The sequence below is a fragment of the Pseudomonas putida genome, from assembly GCF_016406145.1.
GTDB lineage: Bacteria > Pseudomonadota > Gammaproteobacteria > Pseudomonadales > Pseudomonadaceae > Aquipseudomonas > Aquipseudomonas putida_E.
In genome coordinates this window covers 1,308,626-1,329,814 of record NZ_CP066306.1, presented here as the reverse complement: position 1 = coordinate 1,329,814, position 21,189 = coordinate 1,308,626, and the positions used below count along the sequence as shown (strand labels likewise).

The following is a 21,189-nucleotide window of genomic DNA, read 5'->3' as shown; positions in this document are numbered from 1 at the left end:
GAACATGCGTGCCCTGCTGGTTTTGACCCTGATGTGCAGCGCCGCTCTTGCCCAGGCGGCAGTAGTGACCCGCGAGATCCCCTACCAGGACGACGATGGCAACCGCCTGGTCGGCTACTACGCCTATGACGATGCACTGGAGGGCAAACGCCCGGGCATTGTCGTGGTGCATGAATGGTGGGGGCTTAACGACTACGCCAAGCGCCGTGCCCGTGACCTCGCGGCACTGGGCTACAAAGCGCTGGCCATCGACATGTACGGCGACGGCAAGCACACCGAGCACCCGCAGGATGCCCAGGCATTCATGGCCCAAGCGCTGAAGGACCCGGCCGCGGCGGCCGCACGCTTCGACGCAGGCCTTGAATTGCTGAAAAAGCAGCCGAACGTCAACAAGCACAAACTGGGTGCCGTAGGTTACTGCTTCGGTGGCAAGGTGGTACTGGACGCGGCACGGCGCGGCGAAAAGCTGGACGGCGTGGTGAGCTTCCATGGTGCGCTGGCCACCCAGACGCCGGCCAAGCCTGGCGTGGTAAGGGCCGACATCCTGGTGGAGCACGGTGCGGCGGACAGCATGGTCACTGATGAGCAGGTCGCCGCGTTCAAGGCTGAAATGGATGCGGCCAAGGTCAATTATCAGTTCGTCAGCATTGCCGGCGCCAAGCATGGCTTCACCAACCCGGATGCCGACCGCTTGAGCCACGGCGCCCATGGTGGGCCGGACATTGGCTACAACAAGGCCGCGGACGAGAGTTCGTGGGCGGACATGCAGGCGTTCTTCAAGAAAGCATTCGACTGAAGATTGCCGGGGCCGCTTCGCGGCCCATCTCCCACACAGCCACATCGGCTGGCACAATACCGCCATGAACAGATTGCCTTCCTGCTGTGCCCCGCTCCAGCACCACTGGCCCCTGCCCCGCCCGTTGCCCGGCGCGGTGCTGGTCAGTTGCGCCTTCGACCCCAGCCGCCTGGCCGCCGACGACTTCCAGCGTGCCGGTATCGAACCCAGCCCCAGCCTGCAACGCTCGGTGGCCAAGCGCCAGGCCGAGTATCTGGCCGGCCGGGTGTGCGCGCGCGCCGCGCTGCAACGCCTGAATGGCAGCGACCATGTGCCCGGCACCCATGAGGACCGCTCACCGATCTGGCCCCCGGGCATCCACGGTTCGATCACCCACGGCAAAGGCTGGGCCGCCGCCGTGGTTGCCGCGCAAGGCAGCTGTCGCGGCCTGGGGCTGGACCAGGAAGCACTGCTCGACGACGAGCGTGCCGAACGGCTGATGGGCGAAATCCTCACCCAGGCAGAGCTCGAGCGCCTGGACCGCAGCCAGTTGGGGCTGGCGGTTACCCTGACCTTTTCACTCAAGGAAAGCCTGTTCAAGACCCTCTACCCACTGACCCGGCAGCGCTTTTACTTCGAGCACGCCGAGATACTGCAGTGGTCACCTGAAGGCCTGGCACGCCTGCGTCTGCTCATCGACCTGTCGCCAGAATGGCGCCATGGCGCCGAGCTGGAAGGCCAATTCTGCATGCAGGACGGCCATCTGCTCAGCCTGGTCAGCGTCTAAGCCTTACAGCGGCGCCTGCTCGCGTGGCCAGTTGAGGCTGAAGCAGGCACCGCCCAGCGCTTCACTGCGCCCTACCGTGGCCCGGCCGGCGTGCCAGTAGATGATGCGCCGCACGATCGACAGGCCCAGGCCATGCCCTCCCGAAGCCCGGGTGCGGCTGTCATCGAGCCGGGTGAACGGCGTGAAGATACGGTCCCAGTAACCTTCGGGGATGCCCGGCCCGTCATCTTCCACTTCGATGCGGCAGCGCTGCTGGCCCAGCTGATAGCTCAGCCGTACTTCAGTCCGGGCATGGCGCAAGGCATTGCTGACCAGGTTCTGCAGCGCCCGATGCAGATAGCGCGGCTCGGCCTCGACCCAGGCATCTTCGCCATCCTGAAGCTCACAGGTACCGCGCACCAGCCTGACGCCGGCATTGAGCGGGGCCAGCTCTTCGATCACCCGGTCAAGCAAGGCATCCAGGTCGACGCGCTGGAACTGCAGGGCCGGCGCGCCCTGCTCCAAGCGGGCGTAGGTCAGCATCTCGTCGACCAGCTTGTCCAGGTCCTGGATATCGCCGTCCATGCCCGCCAGGTGCTTGGCCCGGGCCTGTTCGTTCGGCGCGCTTTCAATCATTTCCAGGCCAAAGCGCAAACGGGCCACCGGCGTGCGCAGCTCATGGGACACCGCCCGCACCAGTTCGCGCTGCATGTTCAACGAACGCTGCAGGTGTTCGGCCATGCCGTTGAACGCCGCCGCCAGGCGCCCCACCGAATCGGCATCGCCGGCGGGCACACGGGTTTCCAGGCTGCCCTGGGCGATGCGCGTGGCGGCCATTTCCAGGCCAGACACCCGCCGCTCCAGCTGACGCACCAGCAGATAGACCACCAGGCCAATCAGGCACAGGCCGAGGAACGCGATCAACACCAGCAATTGCGGCGGGTAGGGGTTGAGCTGGTACAGCGGGCCAATCTCCAGCACCCAGGGCGAGCCCGGCAAGCCTGCGAACACACGGATCGAATCGCCATCCTTGCCCAGCGCCATGACCGTGTCGCCCTCCTCAACCCGGCGCCGCTGGTCATCGTCCAGGCCGACCCGCTCCAGGCGCTGCAGGGCGATACCAAAACCGAACCCCTTGCTCTGCCTGATCTGCGCCAGGCGCTGTTGCTGTTCAGTGACGGGGTAACGCACCAGTTCATCAGCGAGCAAATAGAGCGTGGCCCGCGCCAGCTGCTCGCTGACCTGCTTGACCTCGGCCACCAGCAGCAGGTTTTCCTGGCCCACCTTGCGCAGCACCTGGGCGGCGTGCGGGCCGGTTTTCTGCACCACCACCAGGGCGCGATTGAGCCGCGCGCGCTGGCCGCCATCAAGGGTGCGCGCCGACAGGGGCAGCAAGTCCAGCGGCACGCCCAGCAAGCGCTCCCACATCAACAACGAGCGTTTGCGTTCGGTTTCATTCTGCTGAGCGAGGTTGTCAGCCATCAGGCTGAACGTGCCTTGGGCCAGGCGCTCGCGGTGCTGGGCGGCGCGCACTTCGTTGACCAGGTGCAGGCTGAGCACACCAAGCAGGGCCACCAGCACCAGCACCGCAAGCATGCCGCCGTAAATGCGCAGGAAGATCGAGTTGTTCATGGTGCATCGCCGACGAACAGGTAGCCTTTGCTGCGCAGGGTCTTGATAAGACGGGGGTGGATCGGATCGTCGCCGATCTTGGGGCGGATCTTGGAGATGCGCACGTCGATGGAGCGGTCCTGACCGTCGTAACCGACACCGCGCAAGGCGGTGAAGATCTGCTCACGCGACAGTACCCGCCCGGCGTTGCTGGCCAGCAGCCAGAGCAGGTCGAACTCGGCACCGGTAAGTTCGATCAGCTGTTCGCCGAGCCGGGCTTCGCGCAGGCGGTTGTCGATGCTCAGGGCACCAAAGGCCAGCTCTTGGGTTTTGCCTTGTGCCGGCTCGCTGCGCCGCAGCAGGGCCTGGATGCGTGCCAACAGCAAGCGTGGGCGCACCGGCTTGCACACGTAATCGTCAGCGCCAAGGTCCAGGCCCTGGACCTGGTCGAGCTCGTCGCTGCGGGCAGTGAGCATGAGGATGGGCCCTGCGTACTGGCCACGTACGCGGCGGCAGATGCTCAGGCCGTCTTCACCGGGCAGCATCAGGTCGAGGATGACCATGTCTGGCTGGCTGTCGACGATACGCCGGGCGGCGCGCGCACCATCGCCCTCCACTGCCACATCGAAACCGTTGGCCTGCAAGTATTCAGCCGTAAGCTCGGCGAGGCGCTGGTCGTCTTCGACGATCAGGATGCGGGGTACGGGTTGGTCCATGGCGTTTGCCTTGATTGTTGTTTTTGCGTTGCCTGTTCCGGCCCCATTGCCGGCATTGCCATCTTAACCAAAAGGCAACATCCCCTGCCGATACTACGTCCCGCGCCCGGCACTGCCAACATCACCGGAAACACCCCTGGACTGAACCGTTTTTTGTGCTAGGGTTCGCGCCCTGAAAAATCTGCACCGGGGCAACGAGCCGCAGAAAAATACTGCAAACCACTTGGTACAAGGCCTACAGCCAATACCCACTATTCACTCACAAAGTACGCACAACTTATCCACAGGCGCTCGCCTTGCAAAGCCCCCGATACCGCATTATCTTGTATCCCCAGCGCAGCGAACCACTAGATGTTGGGTTTCACACACCAACGCCAAGCATGAGTCAGCAGACAAATTCAAGCGATTTTTCTGCCTGAACTTATTGTGGTTTCAACAACCAAACCGCTCCAGCGGAGATGGAGAGCAACAGCTTTTGGGCTAGCCCCATAGCCTTTGACTTCGGCCAGGGAGCGGCATGTTCTTTGCCCCTTATTCCTGAGTCTGTCCCGAAGTCGGTACGCCCGAGCGGGCGGATGCGCGCGCATGACGCATCCCCGCCAGGGCCGTCGAACAAGTGGACGGAACGGTGGGCGCCCAAAAGGCGCCTGAACATATAGAAACTGTGGAGACACCCACCCATGCAAACCGACACAACTCGCGAGAACCCGCAGGCTTTGGCGCCGCAGGCCGCCGATTCCAACCAGGATCTGGCCGCGACCGCTCCGGGCCAGCTGCGCGTGATCAAGCGCAACGGCACTGTCGTCCCTTACACCGACGACAAGATCACCGTGGCCATCACCAAGGCGTTCCTCGCAGTTGAAGGTGGCACCGCCGCTGCCTCGTCGCGCATCCACGACACCGTCGCGCGCCTGACCGAGCAGGTCACCGCCACGTTCAAGCGTCGCATGCCATCGGGTGGCACCATTCACATCGAAGAAATCCAGGACCAGGTCGAACTGGCCCTGATGCGTGCCGGCGAGCAGAAAGTCGCCCGTGACTACGTGATCTACCGCGACCAGCGTGCCAAAGAGCGCGCTACCCGCGCCAACACCGACGCCGCAGTCGAGCCGCACCCAAGCATCCGCATCACCCTGGCCGACGGCAGCCTGGCGCCGCTGGACATGGCGCGCCTGAACACCATCATCAGCGAAGCCTGCGAAGGCCTGGCCGAAGTCGATGGCGACCTGATCCAGCGCGAAACCCTGAAGAACCTGTACGACGGCGTGGCCATCAAGGACGTCAACACCGCCCTGGTGATGACTGCCCGTACCCTGGTAGAGCGCGAGCCGAACTACTCGTTCGTCACTGCCCGCCTGCTGATGGACACCCTGCGTGCCGAAGGCCTGGGCTTCCTGAACGTTGCCGACAGCGCCACCCACCACGAGATGGCCGACCTGTACGCCAAGGCCCTGCCGGCCTACATCGCCAAGGGTGTCGAATTCGAGCTGCTGAACCCGGCCCTGGCCGACTTCGACCTGGAAAAACTGGGCAAGGCGATCAACCACGAGCGCGACCAGCAGTTCACCTACCTGGGCCTGCAGACCCTGTACGACCGCTACTTCATCCATAAGGATGGCGTACGCTTCGAACTACCGCAGGTGTTCTTCATGCGTGTGGCCATGGGCCTGGCGCTGGAAGAGAAAGACAAGGAAGCCCGTGCGATCGAGTTCTACAACCTGTTGTCGTCCTTCGACTACATGGCCTCGACCCCGACCTTGTTCAACGCCGGCACCCTGCGCCCGCAGCTGTCGAGCTGCTACCTGACCACCGTGCCGGACGACCTTTCGGGCATCTATCACGCGATCCACGACAACGCCATGCTGTCGAAATTCGCCGGTGGCCTGGGCAACGACTGGACTCCTGTGCGCGCACTGGGCTCCTACATCAAAGGCACCAACGGCAAATCCCAGGGTGTCGTACCCTTCCTGAAAGTGGTCAACGACACCGCTGTCGCCGTGAACCAGGGTGGCAAGCGCAAAGGCGCTGTCTGCGCCTACCTGGAAACCTGGCACCTGGACATCGAAGAATTCATCGAGCTGCGCAAGAACACCGGTGATGACCGTCGTCGTACCCACGACATGAACACCGCCAACTGGATCCCTGACCTGTTCATGAAGCGCGTCTTCGATGACGGCAAGTGGACCCTGTTCTCGCCATCGGAAGTGCCAGACCTGCACGACCTGACCGGCAAGGCCTTCGAAGAGCGCTACGAGTACTACGAAGCCCTGACCGAGTACAACAAGATCAAGGTGTTCAAGACCATCCAGGCCAAAGACCTGTGGCGCAAGATGCTGTCGATGCTGTTCGAGACCGGCCACCCATGGCTGACCTTCAAGGACCCGTGCAACCTGCGCTCGCCGCAGCAGCACGTGGGCGTGGTCCACAGCTCGAACCTGTGCACCGAGATCACCCTGAACACCAACAAGGACGAGATCGCGGTCTGCAACCTGGGCTCGATCAACCTGCCGAACCACATTGTCGACGGCAAGCTGGACACCGCCAAGCTGCAACGCACCGTGAACACCGCCGTGCGCATGCTCGACAACGTGATCGACATCAACTACTACTCGGTGCCGCAAGCGCGCAACTCGAACTTCAAGCACCGCCCGGTCGGCCTGGGCATCATGGGCTTCCAGGACGCGCTGTACCTGCAGCACATCCCGTACGGCTCCGACGCTGCCGTCGAGTTCGCCGACAAGTCGATGGAAGCGGTCAGCTACTTCGCGATCCAGGCGTCCTGCGACCTGGCCGATGAGCGTGGCGCGTACGAGACCTTCCAGGGTTCGCTGTGGTCCAAAGGCATCCTGCCGCTGGATTCGCAACAGATCCTGATCGAGGCCCGTGGCCAGAAGTACATCGACGTCAACCTGGAAGAAACCCTGGACTGGGCGCCGGTACGGGCCCGCGTACAGAAAGGCATCCGTAACTCGAACATCATGGCCATCGCGCCGACCGCGACCATCGCCAACATTACCGGCGTGTCGCAGTCCATCGAGCCGACCTACCAGAACCTGTACGTGAAATCGAACCTGTCGGGCGAGTTCACCGTGATCAACCCGTACCTGGTCCGCGACCTGAAAGCCCGCGGCCTGTGGGACTCGGTCATGATCAACGACCTGAAGTACTACGACGGTTCGGTGCAGCAGATCGAGCGTATTCCGCAGGAACTCAAAGACCTGTACGCCACCGCGTTCGAAGTCGAGACCAAGTGGATCGTCGATGCCGCCTCCCGTCGCCAGAAGTGGATCGACCAGGCGCAGTCGCTGAACCTGTACATCGCCGGCGCTTCGGGCAAGAAGCTGGACGTGACCTACCGCATGGCCTGGTACCGTGGCCTGAAAACCACCTACTACCTCCGTGCCCTGGCCGCGACCAGCACCGAGAAGTCGACCATCAACACCGGCAAGCTCAACGCCGTTTCCAGCGGCGGCGACAGCGCCCCGGCCCAGGCCGCAGGCCCGGCGCCAGTGCCGAAGGCTTGCGCGATCGACGAGCCGGACTGCGAAGCCTGCCAGTAAGGCCTGCTGATGCCGCAAGGGGTGCCCCAACGGGTGCTCCTCGCGGCATTTTCTTATCTGCGCAAGCGCAGCTTTTGTAGGAGCGGCCTTGTGTCGCGAAGGGGCTGCAAAGCAGTCCCGGAATCCTTGTAAAAATATTGGATTCCAGGGGCCGCCTTGCGGCCCTTTCGCGACACAAGGCCGCTCCTACAAAAATCGCGCCAACCCAACATCATGTATCGATAAAATAAAAAACCACAACATGTAGTGCCTCGCGCTATTTGCCGCTAAACTCCCTTCCCGTAAAAGACGACACGAGATACCGTGAACGGACGCGCGTAAAACCGGTCGAAAAATTACCCTCGCCCGCAAGACGCGCACCCCGATCGAAAGCGAATTCCGGTATACTCCGCCCCCTCTGAAAAGGGCACCTATTCAAGTCCCTGGCCCCTCCCCGAGGCCTGGCCAGGCACGAATCCAGATGTAACGAGAGTCAGCCTCTCGAGCTGTCCATTCGCCGTTACGGCCTTGCGTCAGGCATCACATTTTTAAAATCCAACCGGTTGCCCCAGGGCGACCCTCAAGCAGGAGCCAAACCATGCTGAGCTGGGACGAATTCGACAAAGAAGACGGCGAAGTAGCCGCCAAAGGCAACACCCCTGCGCAGGCCAACGCCGCCGCCACACTCGACAAGCTCGACAGCGCCGGCGGTGCCGCCGCCCTGGAAGCCCGTGCTGCCACCGCCGCCGACTCCGACGCAGTGAAGCGCGCCAAGGCCGCGCTGGACGCCCTAGACATCGCCGAAGGCCTGGCCGAGCTGGAAGGCTCCTCGGCCCGCGTCGCCGTTGACGAAAAGCGCATGATCAACTGCCGCGCCGACCTCAACCAGCTGGTGCCGTTCAAGTACGACTGGGCCTGGCAGAAGTACCTCGACGGCTGCGCCAACCACTGGATGCCGCAAGAGGTCAACATGACCGCCGACATCGCCCTGTGGAAGAGCCAGGACGGCCTGACCGAAGACGAGCGCCGCATCGTGATGCGCAACCTCGGCTTCTTCTCCACCGCCGACTCGCTGGTTGCCAACAACCTGGCCCTGGCCGTGTACCGCCTGATCACCAACCCGGAGTGCCGCCAGTACATCCTGCGCCAGGCGTTCGAAGAGGCGATCCACACCCACGCCTACCAGTACTGCATCGAATCGCTGGGCATGGATGAAGGCGAGATCTTCAACATGTACCACGAGATCCCGTCGGTCGCGAAGAAAGCCGCCTGGGGCCTGAAGTACACCCGCGCCATCTCCGACCCGGAGTTCAACACCGGCACCGTCGAAACCGACAAAGAGCTGCTGCGCAACCTGATCGCCTACTACTGCGTGCTGGAAGGCATCTTCTTCTATTGCGGCTTCACCCAGATCCTGTCCATGGGCCGCCGCAACAAGATGACCGGCGTAGCAGAGCAGTTCCAGTACATCCTGCGTGACGAGTCGATGCACCTGAACTTCGGTATCGACGTGATCAACCAGATCAAGATCGAAAACCCGCACCTGTGGGACGCGGCGATGAAGGAAGAAGCGACCCAGATGATCCTGCAAGGGACCCAGCTGGAGATCGAATACGCCCGTGACACCATGCCACGCGGCGTACTGGGCATGAACGCGGCGATGATGGAGGACTACCTCAAGTTCATCGCCAACCGTCGTTTGACCCAGATTGGTTTGAAGGAAGAGTACCCAGGGACTACCAACCCGTTCCCGTGGATGAGCGAGATCATGGACTTGAAGAAAGAGAAGAACTTCTTCGAGACCCGCGTGATCGAGTATCAGACTGGTGGGGCGTTGAGCTGGGACTGATTGTCCGGGCTGAACATGGAAAAGGCTGCCAATTGGCAGCCTTTTTTTTTACTAAGAGCTCTTGCGAAAGATTGCAGCCTGGGGAATGCGCGGTTCTTGAGGTCTGCGCTGGATCTGTGGAAGCTGGGTTGCCGGCGATGGGCTGCACAGCAGCCCTGATACGCTAACTGACTGGCATCAGCCTCCGGCCTGTCGACAGCTACCTGAGCAAAATCGAAGCCGGTACTCCAGCGTGGAGAAGCACAGCTATTTGACCGCACATCCCTTAGAACTCCCCAGCGCCCTACACCACGGAGTGTGGGTGCGGCTCAAGCGTATGTCACGGGGACGTCTGGAAAATGTGGTCGAAGCATACGCCTCTAAGCGACTTTAGTCGTAGTACCTCCTTAAGAAAATGTTGATGCCCGAGCTAGAGCGGCTATTACTTGAAACGCGCTGGTCAAGGCTGCCATTTCCCGAATTCATTGCGCCAGCAAGCGTTGACATCCCCACCGTCGCTTGATAAAAACCGATGACGTTGTACGACAACACATAACAAAAACAACAATCAGTGGACAGTCTCCCCATGTCGACCCCCATCGCGCTACACCCCAGCCTCTCGCCGCCCCTCATTCCAGCATGCACGGCCACCTAGTGCCGTAACCCTGTTTCACCCTACCCGGCCTTCACCGGCCCGTACCCACCCGCCCCTGCCGCAGGCCGCTTGCGCGTGCCCGGTGGACGGGCTGCCGCACCCTTTTGTGGAGCACAACAATAATGAAAATCTGCCATACCCTTCCCTTTGCCCTGCTGGGCGCCGGCATGATCGGGAGCTTGCCGGGCACCAGCGTGGCCGCAGGCTTCATCGAAGATTCCAAAGCCACGCTTGGCCTGCGCAACTTCTATATCAACCGCAACTTCACCAACCCCAGTAACCCGCAGAGCAAGGCCGAGGAGTGGACGCAAAGCTTCATCCTCGATGCACGCTCTGGGTTCACCGAAGGGCCGATCGGCTTCGGCGTGGATGTGCTGGGGATGTGGTCGGTGAAACTCGATGGCGGTGGCGGCACCTATGGCACTGCCCTGCTGCCGCGCCATGACGATGGGCGGCCGGCGGATGACTTCGGGCGCCTGGCTGTGGCGGGCAAGGCGCGGATTTCCAAGACTGAACTGAAAGTCGGCGAGTGGATGCCGGTGCTGCCGATCCTGCGTTCCGACGATGGCCGCTCGTTGCCACAGACCTTCCGCGGTGGGCAGGTCACCTCTAACGAAATCGCCGGGCTGACGCTGTACGGCGGGCAGTTCCGCGGCAACAGCCCGCGCAACGACGCCAGCATGGACGACATGAGCTACGGCGGCGGCCTGTCGGACCGTTTCAACTTCGTCGGTGGCGAATACAAGTTCAACCAGGACCGCACGCTGGTCGGGCTGTGGAACGCAGTGCTCAAGGACGTCTATGAGCAGCAGTACCTGCAACTGAGCCACAGCCAGCCGGTCGGCAGCTGGACCTTTGGCGCCAACCTCGGTTACTTCCATGGTGGCGAAGACGGCTCCGAAAAGGCCGGGCAGCTGGACAACAAGACCTATTCGGGGATGTTCTCGGCCAAGTATGGCGGCAACACGTTCTGGGTGGGCCTGCAGAAGGTCGATGGCGATACCTGGATGCGGGTCAACGGCACCAGCGGCGGCACCTTGGCCAACGACAGCTACAACTCCAGCTTCGACAATGCCAATGAGCGCTCCTGGCAGGTGCGTCATGACTTCAACTTCGTCACCGTTGGCGTGCCGGGGCTGACGCTGATGAACCGCTACATCAGCGGGCAGGACGTGCATACCGGGGCGGTGACCGACGGCAAGGAGTGGGTGCGGGAAACGGAGCTGGCCTATGTGATCCAGAGCGGGGCGTTCAAGGATTTGAGCGTCAAATGGCGCAACTCGTCGATTCGGCGCGACTACAGCAACAACGAATTCGATGAGAACCGGTTGATCTTCAACTACCCGCTGTCGCTGTTGTAACCCAGGCTGAGCCGTTCCCTGGAGCAACGGCCTTGTGTGGCAATTGCCTTGTGTAGGAGCGGCCTTGTGTCGCGAAAGGGCTGCGCAGCGGCCCCCGGCAATGGGGCCGCCTGCGAAGTTCTTGGGGCCGCTGCGCGCCCCTTTCGCGACACATGGCCGCTCCTACAGTTGACCACCAAACCAGGCGAAAGCCGCACACGCCTCATTGACAACTGCCAACCCCACTGCCAATAATCAACGCAGTCATACGACAACCTACAACAATTAACAAATAGAGCCGGCCATGACCACTACCCCCCTCAATCGCCTGCTGCTCACCGGAGCTGCAGGCGGCCTGGGCAAGGTCCTTCGCGAACGCCTGCAAGGCTACGCCGAGGTCCTGCGCCTTTCCGATATCAGCCCGATGGCACCTGCCGCGGGTCCGCATGAAGAGGTCGTGACCTGCGACCTGGCCGACAAGGCCGCCGTCCACGCACTGGTAGAAGGCGTCGACGCCATCCTCCATTTCGGCGGCGTATCCACCGAGCACTCCTTCGAGGACATCCTCGGCCCTAACATTTGCGGTGTGTTCCACGTTTACGAGGCGGCGCGCAAGCATGGGGTCAAGCGCATCATCTTCGCCAGCTCCAACCACACCATCGGTTTCTACCGCCAGGACGAGCGCATTGACGCTCACGCTCCACGCCGGCCCGACAGCTACTACGGGTTGTCCAAATGCTACGGCGAGGATATGGCCAGCTTTTACTTCGACCGCTATGGCATCGAGACCGTCAGCATCCGCATTGGCTCGTCCTTCCCCCAGCCACAGAACCCACGCATGTTGTGCACCTGGCTGAGCTACGACGACCTGGTCCAGCTCATCGAACGTGGGCTGAACACCCCAAACGTGGGCCACACCATTGTCTACGGCGCCTCCGACAACCGCACCGTATGGTGGGACAACCGCTATGCCGCGCACTTGGGCTACGTGCCTAAAGACACCTCCGAGGTGTTTCGCGAAGTGGTAGAGGCCCAGCCGGCACCTGCCGCCGATGACCCGAGCATGGTCTATCAGGGCGGCGCCTTCGCCGTTGCCGGACCGTTCAACTGATCCCCAGTGCTCCAGGAGGCCCGGCCATGAACTGCGAACTGATCGTCGACGCCCGCAACGGCACCGGCGAAAGCCCCGTGTGGCACCCCACCGAACAAGCCCTGTACTGGGTCGACATTCCTGCACGCCAGCTGCATCGCTGGCAGCCTGATGGTGACCATCAGACCTGGCAAGGCGACGAGATGCTCGCCTGCATCGCGCGCACTGAGCGGGGCTGGATCGCCGGCATGGAAAGCGGCATCTTCCAGCTTGAAACCAGGGCCGATGGCAGCCTTGCCAGCCACTTGCTCAGCACCGTCGACCATGCCCAGAGCGGCATGCGTTTCAACGATGGGCGCTGTGATCGCCAGGGCCGCTTCTGGGCCGGCACCATGTTGATGGACATGCAGCAAGGCGCCACGGTCGGCGCGCTGTACCGGCATGACGGCGAGGGCCAGTTACACCTGCAGCAGGACGGCATGATCGTGCCCAATGGCCTGGCCTTCAGCCCCGACGGCACACGCATGTACCTGTCGGACTCGCACCCCGACGTGCAGAAGATCTGGGTGTTCGACTACGACATCGACAGTGGCATACCCCACAACAAGCGGCTGTTCGTCGATATGCGCGCCTTCCCCGGTCGCCCGGACGGCGCTGCCATCGACCAGGACGGCTGCTACTGGATCTGCGGCAACGATGCCGGTCAGATACACCGGTTCACGCCGGATGGCCGCCTTGACCGCTCACTCAACGTGCCGGTGAAAAAGCCGGCGATGTGCGCCTTCGGCGGCGCCAACCTGGACACCTTGTTCGTCACCTCGATCCGCCCCGCAGGCATCGACCTCTGCGACCAGCCGCTGGCTGGTGGGGTATTTGCCTTCGAACTCGGCGTCAAAGGCCTGGAGGAACCTGCCTGCCGGGGCTGAACACCCGTACTGCCAACCACACTCGTACGCCCGAAACCGGATAATAAAAACCACGGAGTTTCATCATGACTTTCAAACGCAAGCTGCTTCTTGCTGCACTCCCGTTCGCCTTCAGCCTCTCCCTGCCAGCCCATGCGCTGGATATCAAATTCGCCGAGATCCACCCGGCCGGCTACCCGACCGTGGTCGCCGAGCAGAACATGGGCAAGAAGATCGAAGCCGCCAGCAATGGCGAGATCACCTTCAAGATGTTCCCCGGCGGCGTCCTGGGCTCGGAAAAGGAAGTCATCGAGCAGGCGCAGATCGGTGCCGTGCAGATGACCCGCGTCAGCCTGGGGATCGTGGGCCCGGTGGTGCCGGACGTGAACGTGTTCAACATGCCGTTCGTGTTCCGCGACCATGACCACATGCGCAAGATCATCGACGGCGATATCGGCCAGGAGATCCTCGACAAGATCACCAACTCCGAATTCAACCTGGTAGCCCTGGCGTGGATGGACGGCGGCTCGCGCAGCATCTACACCAAGAAGCCGGTGCGCAGCCTGGAAGACCTCAAGGGCATGAAGATCCGCGTGCAGGGCAACCCGCTGTTCATCGACATGATGAATGCCATGGGCGGCAACGGCATCGCCATGGATACCGGCGAGATCTTCAGCGCCCTGCAGACAGGGGTGATCGACGGCGCCGAAAACAACCCGCCAACACTGCTCGAGCACAACCACTACCAGAGCGCCAAGTACTTCACCCTCACCGGCCACCTGATCCTGCCGGAGCCGGTGGTGATGTCCAAGACCACTTGGAACAAGCTCACGCCTGAGCAGCAGGCGCTGGTGAAAAAGGTCGCGCGCGAAGCGCAGATGGAAGAGCGCGCGCTGTGGGATGCCAAGACTGCCGCCAGCGAAGAGAAGCTCAAGGCCGCTGGCGTGGAGTTCATCAGCGTCGACAAGAAACCGTTCTTCGAGGCTACCGCTTCGGTACGCGAGAAGTACGGTGCGCCGTACGCGGACCTGATGAAGCGTATCGACGCCGTCCAGTAATACCGGCCCCCTTCCAAGTTTGACCTCGGCAGTGCGGCGCCCGCCGCCCTGCCGCTTTGGTGATGCCTATGAAATCGCTTTTCCTTAGCGTGAACGACACGCTCTACCGCAGCTGCATCTGGGTCGCCGGCCTGTCGATCCTGGCCATGTCGCTGATCATTCCCTGGGGCATCTTTGCACGCTACGTGCTGGGTACGGGCTCCAACTGGCCTGAGCCGGTGTCGATCCTGCTGATGGTGGTGTTCACCTTCGTCGGTGCCGCCGCCAGCTACCGGGCCGGCGCGCACATGGCGGTGGGGATGATCACCGACCGCTTGCCACCGCTGCAGCGCCAACTGGTTGCACTGCTGGTGCAGCTGCTGATGGTCCTGGTGTGCGTGTTCATGACTTACTACGGCATCAAGCTGTGTATCACCACGTGGAACCAGTCGCTGGCTTCTTTGCCTGGGGTACGGGTGGGCATGACCTACGCGCCGATCCCGGTCGGTGGCGTGCTGACACTGATTTTTGTACTGGAAAAACTCCTGCTGGGCGATCAGAGCAACCGCAAGGCGGTTCGTTACGATCTGGCGGAAGAAAACGAAGGAGCTGCGTAAATGGATGCGTTCATTCTGTTGGGCAGTTTCATCGTGCTCATCCTGATCGGTATGCCGGTGGCCTTCGCCCTGGGCCTGTCGGCGCTGATCGGCGCCTGGTGGATCGACATTCCGCTGCAGGCGATGATGATTCAGATCGCCAGTGGGGTTAACAAGTTTTCACTGCTGGCCATTCCGTTCTTCGTGCTGGCTGGCGCAATCATGGCCGAAGGTGGCATGTCACGGCGGTTGGTGGCCTTCGCCGGGGTACTGGTGGGCTTCGTACGGGGCGGGTTGTCGCTGGTCAATATCATGGCCTCGACCTTCTTCGGCGCCATTTCCGGCTCGTCGGTGGCTGACACCGCGTCTGTAGGCTCGGTACTGATCCCCGAGATGGAGCGCAAGGGCTACCCGCGCGAGTTCTCCACGGCAGTGACCGTCAGCGGCTCGGTGCAGGCACTGCTCACACCACCCAGCCACAACTCGGTGCTGTACTCGCTGGCGGCGGGCGGCACAGTGTCGATCGGCTCGCTGTTCATTGCGGGGATCATGCCCGGCTTGCTGCTGAGCGCGGTGATGATGGGCCTGTGCCTGATTTTCGCCAAGAAACGCAACTACCCCAAAGGTGAAGTGATCCCGCTGCGTCAAGCGTTGAAGATCGCCGGCGAAGCACTGTGGGGCCTGATGGCGATGGTCATCATCCTCGGCGGTATTCTCTCGGGCGTGTTCACCGCCACCGAGTCAGCTGCCGTGGCAGTGGTCTGGTCGTTCTTCGTGACCATGTTCATTTACCGTGACTACAAGTGGCGGGACCTGCCCAAGCTGATGCACCGTACGGTACGGACCATCTCGATCGTGATGATCCTGATCGGCTTTGCCGCCAGCTTCGGCTACGTGATGACGCTGATGCAGATCCCGTCGAAGATCACCACAGTGTTCCTGACCCTGTCGGACAACCGCTACGTGATCCTGATGTGCATCAACTTCATGCTGTTGCTGCTGGGCACGGTGATGGACATGGCACCGCTGATCCTGATCCTGACGCCGATCCTGCTGCCAGTGATCACCGGCATAGGTGTGGACCCGGTGCACTTCGGCATGATCATGCTGGTGAACCTGGGTATCGGGTTGATCACCCCACCGGTGGGTGCGGTGCTGTTCGTCGGCTCGGCCATCGGCAAGGTGAGCATCGAATCGACGGTGAAGGCGCTGCTGCCGTTCTACCTGGCGCTGTTCCTGGTGCTCATTGCGGTCACCTACATTCCGGCCATCTCGCTGTGGCTGCCGAGCGTCGTGCTGTAACAGCGCTCATCCGGGGCCGCTGTGCGGCCCATCGCCGGCAAGCCGGTTGCCACAGGGACAGCGCCAATCCGAAGGCCAATGCCAAACCTGTGGGAGCTGGCTTGCCAGCGCTGGGCTGCGCAACAGCCCCCTGAACACACCTGCAAATGGATCATGCACATGGCTGTCGCTGCTTCTGTCTCCCTTTTCCCGCGCAAGCTGGCGGTCGCGCTACTGGCGCTGCTGGCCTGCTCGTTCGCCGGCAACCACATTGCCGCGCGCATCGCCTTCGATGACGACACCGGCGTACTGTTGGCCATCCTCTGTCGTTCCGGCATCACCTTCCTGGTGCTGGCCAGCCTGGTGCTGTGGCAGCGCCAGCCGTTGAGCCTGCCGGCTGGCACACGGCACTGGCAACTGCTGCTGGGCCTGCTGATCGCCACCCAGAGCCTGTGCCTGTACTCGGCCGTGGCGCGCATTCCGGTCGCCTTGGCGCTGCTGGTAGGCAACACCTTTCCGATGCTGCTGGCGCTGCTCACCTGGGCACTGGGTGGCGCTCGTCCGACCGGCCGCACCGTGCTGTTCATGGGGCTGATCCTGTGTGGCCTGGTGCTGGCGCTGGATGTGCCTGGGCGCCTGGCCGATAACGGTGAGGCCAACCCGCACTGGTTACTGGGCGTGGGCCTTTCGTTCTGCGCCGCCTGCGTGTTCGCCTGTGCGTTGTGGATCACCGACCACAAACTGGCTGCCGTTCGCGGCCCGGTGCGCAGCTTGCTGACCCTGCTGATCGTGTTCGCCAGCATGCTGGTGGCGGGGGCCAGCGGAGTGATGCCATCAGGGTTGTCGCTGCCGGCCAGCGCCAGCGGCTGGGCAGCCTTGGCCAGCCTGGTAGTGCTGTATGGCGTGGCCTTCACCTTGCTGTTCGTCTGCGTGCCACGGCTGAACATGGCGCAGAACGCGCCAGTGATGAATATCGAGCCGATCGCCACGTTGCTGCTGGGCTGGGCGTTGCTGGACCAGCGCCTGGGCACCTGGCAATTGATCGGCGCCGCCGTGGTGGTGTGCGGCATCGTGCTGCTGACCTACCGTCGGGCCAGCTGACCCGCTTTGTGAAAGGAGCCGCTGATGGCTGTCACCGAACTGCAGCTGCAAGACCGCCTGACCCGCCTGACCCTGGCGCCCGAGCTGGGCGCCAGCCTGATCAACTGGGAAGTGAAGGCGACCGGGCAGGCGCTGCTGCGCCATACCGATCAGGCAGCGCTGGCCAGCGGTACACCGCGCCAGCTGGGGTGCTACCCGTTGGCGCCCTGGTCCAACCGTATTGCCGAGGGTGGTTTTGCAAGGCCCGAGGGTTGGCTGGCCCTGACGCCCAACACCGCACACGACCCGTATCCGATTCATGGCACCGCCTGGCAGCAGGCCTGGCAGGTGGCCCATCACAGTGAGCGAAGTGCAAGGCTGACACTCCAGAGCAGCGTGCCGTTCGCCTATCGGGCGGTACTGGATGTGCATTTGCATGAAGGCTGCCTGAGGCTTGACCTGCATGTAACGCATCTGGATGAGCCCGCTACCTGGTACGGACTGGGGTTGCATCCTTACTTCCCGCGCTACCCTGACACCCGCTTGCAGGCAGCAGCGCAGCATGTGTGGCTGGCCGAAGATGGACGGTTGCCGTCGTACACGGCAGCGGTGCCTCAAGACTGGCGCTTCGATGCGCCGGCCTGCCTACCGAGCACCGTGGTCGACCATGCGTTCGGCGGGTGGGCCGGGAACTGCGTGATCGAACAGCCCAGCGCCGGTTATCGCCTGGCATGCAGCGCCAGCGGTGCCGAGCATTTCCTGCTGTTCTGCCCCCAGGACAAGCCGTTCTTCTGCTTTGAACCGGTCAGCCATCCGATCAATGCCCATCACCTGCCGGGGCAACCGGGTTTGCGCTTGTTGCGCCAGGGTGAAGCAATGAGCCTGGGGTTCAGCCTGGAGTACCAGGCGATCCAGACGGTTGTCAGCGAGCAACCGCAACCAGGCGAACCGAAGGCAGGATGACTTCAGTCGAGCCCTTGGGCCCGCAGCTCATGCGCCAGCATGTCGACGAACATGCGCACCTTGGCCGAGCCGTGCTTGCTTTCGCGGTGTAGCACATGGATCGGCCATGGGGCTTCCTCATAGTCGGCAAGGATCACCTGCAACTGCCCGCTGGCGATCTCGTCCACCACTTGGTAGGACAGCAGCCGGGCAATCCCCAGCCCGCCCAGCGCCGCTGCGATCGCACCGTCGTTGCTGGTCACGGTGAGCCTGGGTTTGATGCGCACCATGGTCGGTTCGTCCGTCACTCCGAAGCGCCAGCCGGCGCGCGGCGAGAGGTTGGTGGTGGCTATCACCGCATGCGCCGGCAAGTCCGAGGGGTGCTGCGGCACGCCTTGGCGTGCCAGGTATTCCGGCGAGGCGCAGAGCATGCGCCTGACCCTGCCCACGCGCAGGGCCTTGAGGCCGGAGTCAGGCAGCGGACCAATACGCACGGCAACGTCCATGCCCTCCTCGACCAAGTTGACGATGCGGTCGAGGAAGTAGGCGGATACGTCCACCTCGGGGTACTGCTGCAGATAACGCACGATGCTCGGCATGACGAATTTCTTGCCGAACAGGATGGGCGCGGTGACGGCCAGCTCGCCTTTGGGCGTGGCGTTGATGCCGGCGGCGGCTTCGTTGGCCTCAAAGATGCTGGCGAGGATGTGGCGGGTGTCCTCAAGATAGCGGCCACCCGCCTGGGTCAGGCGCACGCTGCGCGTGGTACGTAGCAGCAGTTTGACGCCGAGCATGTCCTCAAGCGCGCTGACAGCGCGGGTCACTGCAGCGGGCGAGATGTCCAGACGGCGGGCGGCAGCAGCGAAGCTTTCCAGCTCTCCTACCGCGACGAACACCTTCATCAGGTGAATCTGGTCCATGCCGGCTCCTGGGTACGGGGGTCGAGTGATTATCAGCCATCTGCAGGCAACATCAAATGTCCAGTACCAACGCCTGCCCGCCCTCCTGCGCTTTGCCCGGCACCGCGCAGCAGATCAGCACTGTCCCTGCTTCCGGCATCTCGGCAGGCGGGTTCGGGTAATGCACCTGCCCGCTCACCACCTTGGTCTTGCAGGTGCCGCACGAACCGCCCCGGCAGCTGAAGTCCGGCGACAACCCACGGGCTTCGGCAAGTTCCAGCAAGGTTCCACCGCCCGGTGCCCAGCGCGCCTCCTTGGCCGAGCTGGCAAAGTATACCGGCACTGGCTCGCTGGCAGCCGGTGGCTGCTGCAGCGTCGGCTGGTCGTCATCGGTATGACGCCTGAGTGTCGACGGGCCGAAGGCTTCTGCATGAATGCGCTTGTCCGGCACGTGTATGGCGCGTAACCCTTCATACAGGTCCTGGGTAAAGCTGGCCGGCCCACACAGGTAGAAGTCATAGTCATCCAGCGCCAGCTTCGCTTTCACCTGCTCGATCGCCAGGCGCCCGGCATGTTCATAGTCGCGTCCTGGTACTGCGTCGTCCTCCGGCTGGCTAAGGGAGCGATGCACACTCAACAGGCCACCTGCCCGCTCGGACAACGCGGCCAGCTCCTGCTGAAATGGCAAGTCAGCGAGGCGGCGGGCGCCGTGGAACAGATGAATTCGCCGCGACTGCTGCCGGGCCAACTGCTCGCGCAACATGGCGATCAGCGGGGTAATGCCCACGCCTGCACCAATCAGCACGATGGGCCTTGTACTGTCGCCGTCCAGGGTAAAACTGCCCATGGGCAGCCGCACGTCGAGCAGGTCGCCAACGCCGACCTGTTCGTGCAGATACCGCGAAGCCGCACCCTGGGCCTTGACGCTAATGCGCAGGTGGCCGTCCGATGGCGCGCAGGACAGGCTGTAGGTGCGAATCAACGGCGTGTCGCCACCCAGCGGGAGACGCACAGGAATGTGCTGGCCTGGGGCGAACGTTACCGGCCTGTCTGGCGCAAGGTAGAACGAGCGGATGTCTCGGCTCTCCTGCTCTACCCGCTCCACACGCCAGGTCAGCCATTGGCGCTGCCGTTCGCGCTGCTGCTGGCGCTGCTCGGCCTCAGCCCAGGTACCGGTCATCAGGCTGGTCGGTGCGTACTCCTGGAAGGCCCAGCGCAACGACACGCCAGCCCGGCGCAGCACGACCTGTTCGACCTGAAGCGTCCATAGCCGCTCGGCGCCCTCGAAGTCTTTGATCAGCGGGCTGTCGAGCAAAATATCAGTGCGCCCCGTCACTTGCAGCACGTTGCCGTTGCTGAAATCGACGAACAACAACCCTGCCTGCGGATTTTCCAACAGGTTGCCGAGGGTATTGAAGTGCAAGTTGCCGGCATAGTCGGGGATGGTCAGGCGGTTGCCGTCGACCTTGACGAACCCGGCACGGCCGCCGCGGTGCGAGACATCCACAGCGCGGTGGCCGTCTTCGTGGTCGATGTAGCTGGCGACAAAGAAGGTGTCTGCCTGCTCGATCATCGTCACTGCGTGGGCATCCAGTACGCTGGAGTCCAGCCTGCTCTGCGGCGGCTCATCGACACGCGTGTAAGCGCGCAACTGGATGTACTGGGGACAATTGCCGAAGGCATGCTCCACCGTCACCGCCAGCGGGCCACCGCCCCCTTGCTGGATAAGCCCGTTGATGCGGTTGCGCCGGCGGCTGTGCAGCTCGATGCCGAGCAGGCCGACAGCACCACCTGCGCCCAGGCCTGGCGTTGCCGGGTCGTCGCTGGCGAGGTGGGTGTCGATCAACAATTGCCGTGGGTCGGGCGAGCTGACGAACCCTTCGGGGCCTTCAAACAGCGTCGCCCAGGGTTTACCGTGGGCGTCCACGGCGCCAGCGACCAGGAAAGGCAATTGTCGGTAAAACTCGCGGTGCTGGTCGGGCATGTAGTCACGAATGACCTTCTGCCCGAACGCCTCCATGCGCTGCGCCACACCGGCCTGCTCCTGCAGCCGTTTTTCGCCAACGTGCCAGGGCGAGGGTCGAGGGTCAGGGGTTTGTTGCATGGCGGCGTTCCTCGGTTGGATTGCG

16 protein-coding genes are annotated in these 21,189 nt (G+C 62.9%); 12 read left to right on the top strand and 4 right to left on the bottom strand.

Going from position 1 to position 21,189, the window contains the following annotated elements:
• The first annotated feature begins 4 nt into the window (after window positions 1–4).
• Both JET17_RS06060 and JET17_RS06055 read left to right on the top strand, forming a co-directional pair.
• Window positions 5–796 (top strand): dienelactone hydrolase family protein, encoded by a 792-nt coding sequence (locus JET17_RS06060; RefSeq protein ID WP_012313111.1) that lies wholly within the window; start codon window positions 5–7, stop codon window positions 794–796.
• A gap of 64 nt (window positions 797–860) precedes the next feature.
• Window positions 861–1,562, top strand: a complete 702-nt coding sequence (locus JET17_RS06055) for a 4'-phosphopantetheinyl transferase family protein (protein ID WP_012313110.1) — start codon at window positions 861–863, stop codon at window positions 1,560–1,562.
• 3 nt (window positions 1,563–1,565) lie between these two features.
• Here JET17_RS06055 and JET17_RS06050 read toward each other — a convergent pair whose 3' ends face one another.
• Window positions 1,566–3,173, bottom strand: a complete 1,608-nt coding sequence (locus tag JET17_RS06050; protein ID WP_012313109.1) for an ATP-binding protein — start codon at window positions 3,171–3,173, stop codon at window positions 1,566–1,568.
• Window positions 3,170–3,868, bottom strand: a complete 699-nt coding sequence (locus tag JET17_RS06045; protein ID WP_012313108.1) for a response regulator transcription factor — start codon at window positions 3,866–3,868, stop codon at window positions 3,170–3,172. Before JET17_RS06045 ends, JET17_RS06050 begins: the two co-directional genes overlap by 4 nt.
• Before the next feature lie 680 nt (window positions 3,869–4,548).
• Here JET17_RS06045 and JET17_RS06040 point away from each other — a divergent pair.
• The 10 genes from JET17_RS06040 to JET17_RS05995 all read left to right on the top strand — a co-directional run bounded on the left by JET17_RS06040 (window position 4,549) and on the right by JET17_RS05995 (window position 18,182).
• The gene (locus JET17_RS06040; protein ID WP_012313107.1) at window positions 4,549–7,428 is read left to right on the top strand and encodes a ribonucleoside-diphosphate reductase subunit alpha; all 2,880 of its coding nucleotides are present in this window, start codon (window positions 4,549–4,551) and stop codon (window positions 7,426–7,428) included.
• Between the two features lie 577 nt (window positions 7,429–8,005).
• Complete coding sequence (locus JET17_RS06035; RefSeq protein WP_012313106.1) at window positions 8,006–9,256, top strand: ribonucleotide-diphosphate reductase subunit beta; 1,251 nt, start codon at window positions 8,006–8,008, stop codon at window positions 9,254–9,256.
• Between the two features lie 756 nt (window positions 9,257–10,012).
• Entirely contained in the window at window positions 10,013–11,251 is a 1,239-nt protein-coding gene (locus JET17_RS06030; RefSeq protein ID WP_012313105.1) for an OprD family porin, read from the top strand.
• A 283-nt stretch (window positions 11,252–11,534) separates the two neighbouring features.
• Window positions 11,535–12,341 (top strand): NAD-dependent epimerase/dehydratase family protein, encoded by an 807-nt coding sequence (locus tag JET17_RS06025; RefSeq protein ID WP_012313104.1) that lies wholly within the window; start codon window positions 11,535–11,537, stop codon window positions 12,339–12,341.
• A gap of 26 nt (window positions 12,342–12,367) precedes the next feature.
• The gene (locus JET17_RS06020) at window positions 12,368–13,246 is read left to right on the top strand and encodes a glucurono-1,5-lactonase (RefSeq protein ID WP_012313103.1); all 879 of its coding nucleotides are present in this window, start codon (window positions 12,368–12,370) and stop codon (window positions 13,244–13,246) included.
• A 65-nt stretch (window positions 13,247–13,311) separates the two neighbouring features.
• On the top strand, window positions 13,312–14,283 hold the full coding sequence (locus tag JET17_RS06015; RefSeq protein WP_012313102.1) for a TRAP transporter substrate-binding protein: 972 nt from the start codon (window positions 13,312–13,314) through the stop codon (window positions 14,281–14,283).
• 68 nt (window positions 14,284–14,351) lie between these two features.
• On the top strand, window positions 14,352–14,879 hold the full coding sequence (locus JET17_RS06010) for a TRAP transporter small permease (RefSeq protein WP_012313101.1): 528 nt from the start codon (window positions 14,352–14,354) through the stop codon (window positions 14,877–14,879).
• Window positions 14,880–16,160: a TRAP transporter large permease gene (locus tag JET17_RS06005; RefSeq protein WP_012313100.1), complete on the top strand. Its 1,281-nt coding sequence runs from the start codon at window positions 14,880–14,882 to the stop codon at window positions 16,158–16,160.
• A 159-nt stretch (window positions 16,161–16,319) separates the two neighbouring features.
• Window positions 16,320–17,240, top strand: coding sequence for an EamA family transporter (locus tag JET17_RS06000; protein ID WP_012313099.1), 921 nt, complete (start codon window positions 16,320–16,322; stop codon window positions 17,238–17,240).
• A 24-nt stretch (window positions 17,241–17,264) separates the two neighbouring features.
• The gene (locus JET17_RS05995) at window positions 17,265–18,182 is read left to right on the top strand and encodes an aldose 1-epimerase (protein ID WP_012313098.1); all 918 of its coding nucleotides are present in this window, start codon (window positions 17,265–17,267) and stop codon (window positions 18,180–18,182) included.
• Between the two features lie 2 nt (window positions 18,183–18,184).
• On the opposite strand, the gene JET17_RS05990 is transcribed toward JET17_RS05995, so the two are convergent.
• Together JET17_RS05990 and JET17_RS05985 are read right to left on the bottom strand one after the other, a co-directional pair.
• Window positions 18,185–19,081, bottom strand: coding sequence for a LysR family transcriptional regulator (locus tag JET17_RS05990; RefSeq protein WP_012313097.1), 897 nt, complete (start codon window positions 19,079–19,081; stop codon window positions 18,185–18,187).
• A 52-nt stretch (window positions 19,082–19,133) separates the two neighbouring features.
• Window positions 19,134–21,164, bottom strand: coding sequence for a pyridoxamine 5'-phosphate oxidase family protein (locus JET17_RS05985; RefSeq protein WP_012313096.1), 2,031 nt, complete (start codon window positions 21,162–21,164; stop codon window positions 19,134–19,136).
• Between the last annotated feature and the right edge of the window lie 25 nt (window positions 21,165–21,189).

Bases quoted from the DNA above. Each gene is read 5' to 3' on its own strand.
- JET17_RS06060 (WP_012313111.1), top strand. From the start codon at position 5: ATGCGTGCCCTGCTGGTTTTGACCCTGATGTGCAGCGCCGCTCTTGCC.
- JET17_RS06055 (WP_012313110.1), top strand. From the start codon at position 861: ATGAACAGATTGCCTTCCTGCTGTGCCCCGCTCCAGCACCACTGGCCC.
- JET17_RS06050 (WP_012313109.1), bottom strand. From the start codon at position 3,173: ATGAACAACTCGATCTTCCTGCGCATTTACGGCGGCATGCTTGCGGTG.
- JET17_RS06045 (WP_012313108.1), bottom strand. From the start codon at position 3,868: ATGGACCAACCCGTACCCCGCATCCTGATCGTCGAAGACGACCAGCGC.
- JET17_RS06040 (WP_012313107.1), top strand. From the start codon at position 4,549: ATGCAAACCGACACAACTCGCGAGAACCCGCAGGCTTTGGCGCCGCAG.
- JET17_RS06035 (WP_012313106.1), top strand. From the start codon at position 8,006: ATGCTGAGCTGGGACGAATTCGACAAAGAAGACGGCGAAGTAGCCGCC.
- JET17_RS06030 (WP_012313105.1), top strand. From the start codon at position 10,013: ATGAAAATCTGCCATACCCTTCCCTTTGCCCTGCTGGGCGCCGGCATG.
- JET17_RS06025 (WP_012313104.1), top strand. From the start codon at position 11,535: ATGACCACTACCCCCCTCAATCGCCTGCTGCTCACCGGAGCTGCAGGC.
- JET17_RS06020 (WP_012313103.1), top strand. From the start codon at position 12,368: ATGAACTGCGAACTGATCGTCGACGCCCGCAACGGCACCGGCGAAAGC.
- JET17_RS06015 (WP_012313102.1), top strand. From the start codon at position 13,312: ATGACTTTCAAACGCAAGCTGCTTCTTGCTGCACTCCCGTTCGCCTTC.
- JET17_RS06010 (WP_012313101.1), top strand. From the start codon at position 14,352: ATGAAATCGCTTTTCCTTAGCGTGAACGACACGCTCTACCGCAGCTGC.
- JET17_RS06005 (WP_012313100.1), top strand. From the start codon at position 14,880: ATGGATGCGTTCATTCTGTTGGGCAGTTTCATCGTGCTCATCCTGATC.
- JET17_RS06000 (WP_012313099.1), top strand. From the start codon at position 16,320: ATGGCTGTCGCTGCTTCTGTCTCCCTTTTCCCGCGCAAGCTGGCGGTC.
- JET17_RS05995 (WP_012313098.1), top strand. From the start codon at position 17,265: ATGGCTGTCACCGAACTGCAGCTGCAAGACCGCCTGACCCGCCTGACC.
- JET17_RS05990 (WP_012313097.1), bottom strand. From the start codon at position 19,081: ATGGACCAGATTCACCTGATGAAGGTGTTCGTCGCGGTAGGAGAGCTG.
- JET17_RS05985 (WP_012313096.1), bottom strand. From the start codon at position 21,164: ATGCAACAAACCCCTGACCCTCGACCCTCGCCCTGGCACGTTGGCGAA.